Origin of the sequence: Bradyrhizobium canariense (genome assembly GCF_019402665.1) — a bacterium.
Taxonomy (GTDB): domain Bacteria; phylum Pseudomonadota; class Alphaproteobacteria; order Rhizobiales; family Xanthobacteraceae; genus Bradyrhizobium; species Bradyrhizobium canariense.
Genome location: NZ_VSST01000092.1, coordinates 1 through 6,035 on the forward strand (window position 1 = coordinate 1; position 6,035 = coordinate 6,035).

Annotated in this window: 6 protein-coding genes; 2 read left to right on the plus strand and 4 right to left on the minus strand. The window is 61.9% G+C overall.

The window, feature by feature from the left end:
• Positions 1-182: 182 nt before the first annotated feature.
• Both FXB41_RS37920 and FXB41_RS42110 read left to right on the plus strand, forming a co-directional pair.
• On the plus strand, positions 183-479 hold the full coding sequence (locus FXB41_RS37920) for a hypothetical protein (RefSeq protein WP_007595380.1): 297 nt from the start codon (positions 183-185) through the stop codon (positions 477-479).
• Positions 480-1,165: 686 nt separating this feature from the next.
• A complete protein-coding gene (locus FXB41_RS42110) occupies positions 1,166-1,405 on the plus strand; it encodes a hypothetical protein (RefSeq protein WP_083869850.1) in 240 nt (79 codons plus the stop codon).
• A 266-nt stretch (positions 1,406-1,671) separates the two neighbouring features.
• On the opposite strand, the gene FXB41_RS41285 is transcribed toward FXB41_RS42110, so the two are convergent.
• From FXB41_RS41285 to FXB41_RS37940, 4 genes are all read right to left on the minus strand, one after another.
• Positions 1,672-2,139, minus strand: coding sequence for a hypothetical protein (locus FXB41_RS41285; RefSeq protein ID WP_246649526.1), 468 nt, complete (start codon positions 2,137-2,139; stop codon positions 1,672-1,674).
• Between the two features lie 1,049 nt (positions 2,140-3,188).
• Positions 3,189-4,187: an SIS domain-containing protein gene (locus FXB41_RS37930; RefSeq protein ID WP_219685408.1), complete on the minus strand. Its 999-nt coding sequence runs from the start codon at positions 4,185-4,187 to the stop codon at positions 3,189-3,191.
• An 11-nt stretch (positions 4,188-4,198) separates the two neighbouring features.
• A complete protein-coding gene (locus FXB41_RS37935) occupies positions 4,199-5,152 on the minus strand; it encodes an N-acetylmuramic acid 6-phosphate etherase (RefSeq protein ID WP_219685409.1) in 954 nt (317 codons plus the stop codon).
• Between the two features lie 19 nt (positions 5,153-5,171).
• Positions 5,172-6,035: glucosamine kinase nucleotide-binding domain-containing protein (locus tag FXB41_RS37940; RefSeq protein ID WP_219685410.1), on the minus strand; the 864-nt coding region annotated here is incomplete at its 5' end.

Here is a 6,035-nt window from a genome sequence, read left to right on the forward strand (position 1 = left end):
GCCCCTTGCCAGCTTCTCGTGCTGGCAGGGCCGGAGCACGGCCGGACCATTCCATTAGCTGACTTCGTGGTCATCGCGTCCAGTTAGGGAACCAATATCGCAGTCGGTAAACTTCGATCTGCTCGGCAAGCCCTTCTCTAGGTCCTAGCCAGTACAAACTAGGGCGCCAAAGGATTGTGGCCATGTACTTCCTCACTGCCTGTCTGATCGTGGTCGTCTTGAGCGCCGCAGTGGCGTACCGTCGAGCTGGATCTCTACCACGAAACCTTCAGGGACGGCTGGACCGTCAGCCGCGGCGTGCGGCGATGTGGCCCGTCATGTGTGCAGGAATTTTTACACTGGGGCTGCTCGGACTTCATCATTTTCAAGGCTGGCAAGAATCCGGTCCCTTCGAAACGGACTATCTCCTCATGCTTATCCTGCTTATCACCTCTTTCTTTGGTGGTTGGTTTCTTGGCATCATTGGCTGGATTGATTGACCGACGACGAGCTGCCATGACTTTGGCATCTTCCTGTTGATGTCCGCTTCTGGCCCATCTCGGACATCCTGACCGGCGCCGATGATGTCCGTCCCCGGAGCTCAAGCGGAAGTAAGCAGCCAGGACACCGAAGGCCGCTCGTGACCACTCTAGACGTCAGATGCTCCAGGACCGCCTTCCCCTTGAGAGCGCAGCAGCGCCGCGGCGCGCCTGCGCTCAGCAGCGCGCGAGATCAAAATGCGAGGGGTACGCGGACATGTCAGTTCGCCGAGATTTGCATCCAGCCATACGCCATTCCTACGGCCTTACCAGCGCCGCCGTCATCGGAAACGCGCCACGCTGCCACGCCGAAACATAGCGTTAGCATCAAGTTGGTTAGCAATAGCAGGACTGAGAAGAAGTGGCTCACACGCGCACCCGAAACAGAACGTCCCTCCAGTACGGACACAGATGGAGGATTCGAAAACTGCAGCTGCGCTGACCTAACCGCCTTTTCCACAGGTTGTAGAATGCTGGATCAACAGGTTCGAACTGGGGAGCGCAGCCATCGAGCGTTTCGTGCGGAGCCGGGGACTTCGCGCCGCGCTGATCGTAGCTAAGCGGCACGGCAGGAGCTATTATCTTGTTCTTCTCGCTCGGGATCATTCGGTTTCAGGAGTCTGGCAGTGACAAAAATCTTACGAGGAATGCTCCTCGCGACCACGGTTCTCGCTGCTGCTAGTGCGGCGTACGCAGGGGGTGGCTGTGGCGAGGGCTGTCATAGGACAAGCGGTGGCGCATGTGTCGTTGACGGCTGGGGCACGGGAGCCAAGGTTCGGAACGAATGCCCGGCGACCTCTCGCCCCCGTCCACCCTGCGGCGGCGGGGATTTCATCTGGGACCGCACCAAACAGGCGTGCTTCCAAAATAACCGCAGCTGGTTCTGATCTCGCGCGCCATTTAGGCGCGCTGTACACAGCGCAATTTGATCTCACTGCGCGGCCTCAGCGTGGATACGAACGAGTTCAGTGGAACAGCTTGACCCTCATCTTGGCCAGTGCGCCGCTTCATGAGTCCGCTCTCGGCGGCGGCGCCGACGGGCTCGGTTCGCGTGCTTGGGATCAGGTGCGGACCTCCAGGCACGGAGCCGGATAGCGCTGGACTGCTATAATGGTTGTGCGGCCCTGCCGCCAGCTTACAGCTCAACTGCGGACTAGCCGTCTTGGCAGGGAATACCGAGGTTGTCACAAGCGAGAGCGAATGACTCTTTTGCTTTTGTATCCTCGAAGCAGAAGCGAGTGCCGACCTCTGCCTGATCGATCCACCAATCGGCGTTACTGCCTTTCGCGATGCGGGAGGCTTCGCCGCGTAACAGGTCGAGTTGTCTTCCCGCAGCTCGAACGATCAGGCAATTGTTCTCTTTGGACACAATATCTTCTCCATGGCACAGGACGCCGAACTCGTTGGTACTAACAGCCGTGAACACGAAGGCCGCAGCAGGGGGACTGCTGCTGCGGCCCGCGCGGTCAAAAATAACGACTAGGTGAAATATGCAGCCAGCCCCGGTGCTATGATCGTACCGCAGCATCTCTGGCTCGCAATATGATGCAATTTCACAATCGGCAGAAGGCTTAACATGCATCAGTGCGCCGGCTCTCAAGTCCATGAGGATCGGGAACAACTGGCAATCTGGGTGCGTTCGCCTCCAGCTCCGGGCGATGTCTCGGAGCGGACGCGTAGAACTTCTGGCCTCAGGAATCATCGTCTGGGGCCGGCTTTTTTGCAGCATTGCGTTGGCGCCAGTTCGATTTAGCCGTTGCCTATGTCATTTGGCATATGAAAGGTGACGGTCGGAAGGCATCGGGACTTTTTGGCAATTCAGCGGAAGCTGGCGGAACTGTCCGGAGCATGAGGACTCTCCTCCATCGAACGAGAGACGCCCCCCGGCTTGAGGGCCTGAGGGTTGATGCCGAGGGCCGCTCCGCCAGCTCGAAAGAGAGGAGCCAGCAAGACCGCAAGCGGGGCAGTGATGCTAGGTTCCTACAGTTGTCAGGAGCCGCACATAGGTGCCGCTCTCATGCAGCTCCAGCCAGCCCTTCTCGACAGCGCACCTGATGCCGGCGCCGAACTCTGCGCCGCTTGCCTTGAGCGTGTAGAGGAAGGGGTAGTTTATCTTCTAGATATACCGCCTCGATGCCTGAAGCCAGCTGAACGAGCTGACGCGCGGCGGCTTCCGGACTGGCAAAACGGCGCTCGGTGACGTGCTTCATCGCTGGAATCAAAACCTCAAGCCCCCATGCTTGGCCTGACTTGCCCTCGACTGTCATGCCAGTTTGGGAGATATGCACAGATCCTGCGGCGCCGCATGCCGCACAGACCAGGCGCACGCCGACGCACGAAAATCGCAACCGAGCTTGGAAGGCATATTGCGTCAGTCAAACGTGTGGCCCGAGACATGGGAATTTTGCTCCGAACCAAGAGGAGCGGCTGCACAGAGACGTAGACGTATAAGTCGCTTGTAGAATCGCTCTATGCTGGCTCAGCCAAACCTTACGGGGAAAGCAGGGAATGGTTAGGCCCGGCGCGTCTTACCGGATAAGGACGCGTCGGGCCGCGAGTGCGTAAACGCGCATTACGCAAGCTGGCGGCGCCTTGTCTTGGGAGTCAGCCCACCACCCGGCCCGAGTTGTGCGAAGTGCTTTCGGTGGCCCGCTACTGATTGGTCAGCCGTCAGAACGTCTCGGTAATCTTGCTCAGGCGAGGTGGACGATCCGGGTCAAACCCGCAGGCCCGCGCCGTCTGCTCGATCATCCGATAGGCCGGAACCAGCATGGTGATCGGGTCGGTGGCGGGATCATCCGCGGCCAACCAGGGCAGCGAGCCACGCGGTCCGCCGCATAAATGAAGCGCGATGTTCTGCCCGCGCAATTCGTCTGCCAGCGCGTCCACCATGGCCGCCGTTTCATCCATCAGGCGCATCATGATAACCGGCGTGCGCGACGATAACGCAGCGCGCGGCCCATGCTGCAGCTCGGCGGCGCTCAGACCAATGGAAGGCAGGCGCAGGATTTCCGACAATTTGAGAGCGATCTCCCGCGCCGAGCCGAGGCCCAGGCCCCGCGCCGCCACAAAAACAGCTGACGCCTTGGCGAGACCATCGGCAATCCCGGACCAGTCGAGTGCCAACGCGCGGTGCAGGCGCTCGGGCAGCCTGTCGATGGCTGACCGCAGCGCATGATCTCCCGCCAGCTCGGCAACAAGTTGGGCGGCGGCGGCCATCGAGCCGATCACGGTCTTGGTGGCCGCTACGGAGTGCTCCTGGCCGGCCTCGATCGGAACCACGAATTCCGCTTCGTCAGCCACCGGCGACGACGTCGCATTGAGGATGGCGATGGTGCGGGCGCCCGCGGCGCGCGCCGATCTGGTCGCCGCGACAAGATCGGGGCTGCGCCCGGATTGCGAGATCACGATGAACAGCGCATGGCGCAGCATCAAGGGTGTACGAAATGCCGTGATCACCGAAGGAGCGCTGGCTGAAACGGGAAGGCGGAGCCGCGTCTCGACAAGGTATCTCAAGTAAACCCCGGCATGCCCGGAGCTTCCCCGACCGCATACGACGCACAGGGGCGCAGAGCCAATCCCAATTCGCTGTGCGATGTCGCGCGTTGCGGGGCGGTTACGAACAATATTGGCAACAACATCCGCGCTTTCTCCGATTTCGCTCGCCATCGCGGATGTCGTCACGGCTCGCGCGCTCCGCCTTGCTTCCGCGCCGCTTCCTTGGGATGCCGGTCAGGATGCGAGTCACGATCCCCGGCGAGCTCGGCAAACACGCGCCGAAGATTGCCGTCACAGTTTTTCAGGATAGTCTCGGCATCGACGCTGTCGACACCCAACGCCAGCAGGCCTGCCGTCTTGATGTCTCCCTCGGCCTGCTCAAGCCAGTGTGCTGCGTGCGACGGATCACAGCGCGCGATTTGCGCCACCATGGCCTCGGCGCGCCGCTTCAGCTTGGCATTGGTCGGCTGCATGTTCACCATCATGCCGCGGTACACCCGGCCAAGGCGCAGCATGATTCCTGAGGAGATCAGGTTCAGCACGACCTTTTGCGCGGTGCCCGCCTTCATCCGCGTGGAGCCGGCGATCAGTTCGCGGCCGGTCTCGATCAGCACCGGAAACTTTGCCGAGGCCAGCAGTACGGTGCCGGGATTGTTGGCAACGCCGATCGTCACTGTACTAAAAGAGCCTGCCTGCTGCAGCGCCGCGACCGTGAATGGCGTTGTTCCGCTGGCGGCAACGGCGATCACAATGTCGTGCGGCGTGAGCCGCGCGGCATTGATCTGTGTGACCGCGTCATCGATATCGTCCTCAGCACCTTCGATGCTGGTGACGAACGCGCTGTCTCCGCCGGCGACGATGAAGTGAACGCGCTGGCTGGGCCATGCGAAGGTCGGCATCAACTCGGCGCCGTCCTGGACCGCCACGCGGGCCGAGGTGCCGGCGCCGACATATACAATGCGTCCATGATCACCCAGCGCCGCTTTGGCCGCCTCGGTCGCCGCAGTAATCGCGGGAAGGGCATGGCCGATCGCCGCGACTGCCGCAAGCTGGCCCTCCCACATCGCTTCCATCGCCGACGCGAGCTGCCATGCATCGAGATCGGCAAAGCGGGGGTCGACTTGTTCGGTGGCCATATTGTTGATCCATGCTCCATCAAACGCGGAACTTTGAAGCCTGCTCCTGGTCAGCTTCTCTCTTGGGCAGGTCTTTGCTGGCCAACTCAAGCCGCCCTCGCGCCACCAGTAATGCGCCGGCCGCCGCGTCGGCATCAGGACACCTCAGGCGCGCGCGCAGGTCTGGCGTCAGCCACGGCGTAATGGCATCCGCGAGCCCGCCTACCAACGAGAGCCGGTCAATTCCTCTCGCCAGGAAAAGATCAAGCAGATCGCCAATGGTATCGGCCGCGCGTTCGACAATGCGACGGCCGACCGGATCGCCCTGATTGGCGTGCCGCATCACGATCGGCGCGAACGCTGCGTAGTCCGTGGCCCTGGCTTCTTCAGACCAGGCCACCGCCTGATAAGGATCATGATCGAAGGCGCCCAGCACCTCTGAAAGCAATGGGGTCAGCTCGCCGCGGCGATCCGCGGCCCGCAGCGCCAGTCGAACAACCTGCAGGCCGATGTCGGCACCGCTGCCTTCGTCCGACACGGGAAAGCCGTAACCGGCGAGACGGACTTCGCGGCCGTCGATCAGGCCGACACCCACCGAGCCCGTGCCGGCTACCACGATGGCGCCATCCGCGCCGCTATGGGCGCCAAGGCAGGCCGCCAAGCCGTCGCTGATGAAGATCAGGGACGCAAAGGGATGCGCCATCTTGTTGAACGCTGCTTCCGCGCCCCGGCGGCCAAGACCGGCAAGGCCAATTCCGGCGTGCATCCGCGCGAAATCCTCGCGCGTCAGTCCGGCCTGTGCGGCGGCCGCTTCAGTGGCTTCCATGATGGACCGCCAAGCATTGTCAAAGCCAATCCGCGTCGTGGCTGGCCCCGAGCTCGCAGCACCGAGCAGCGTGCCATT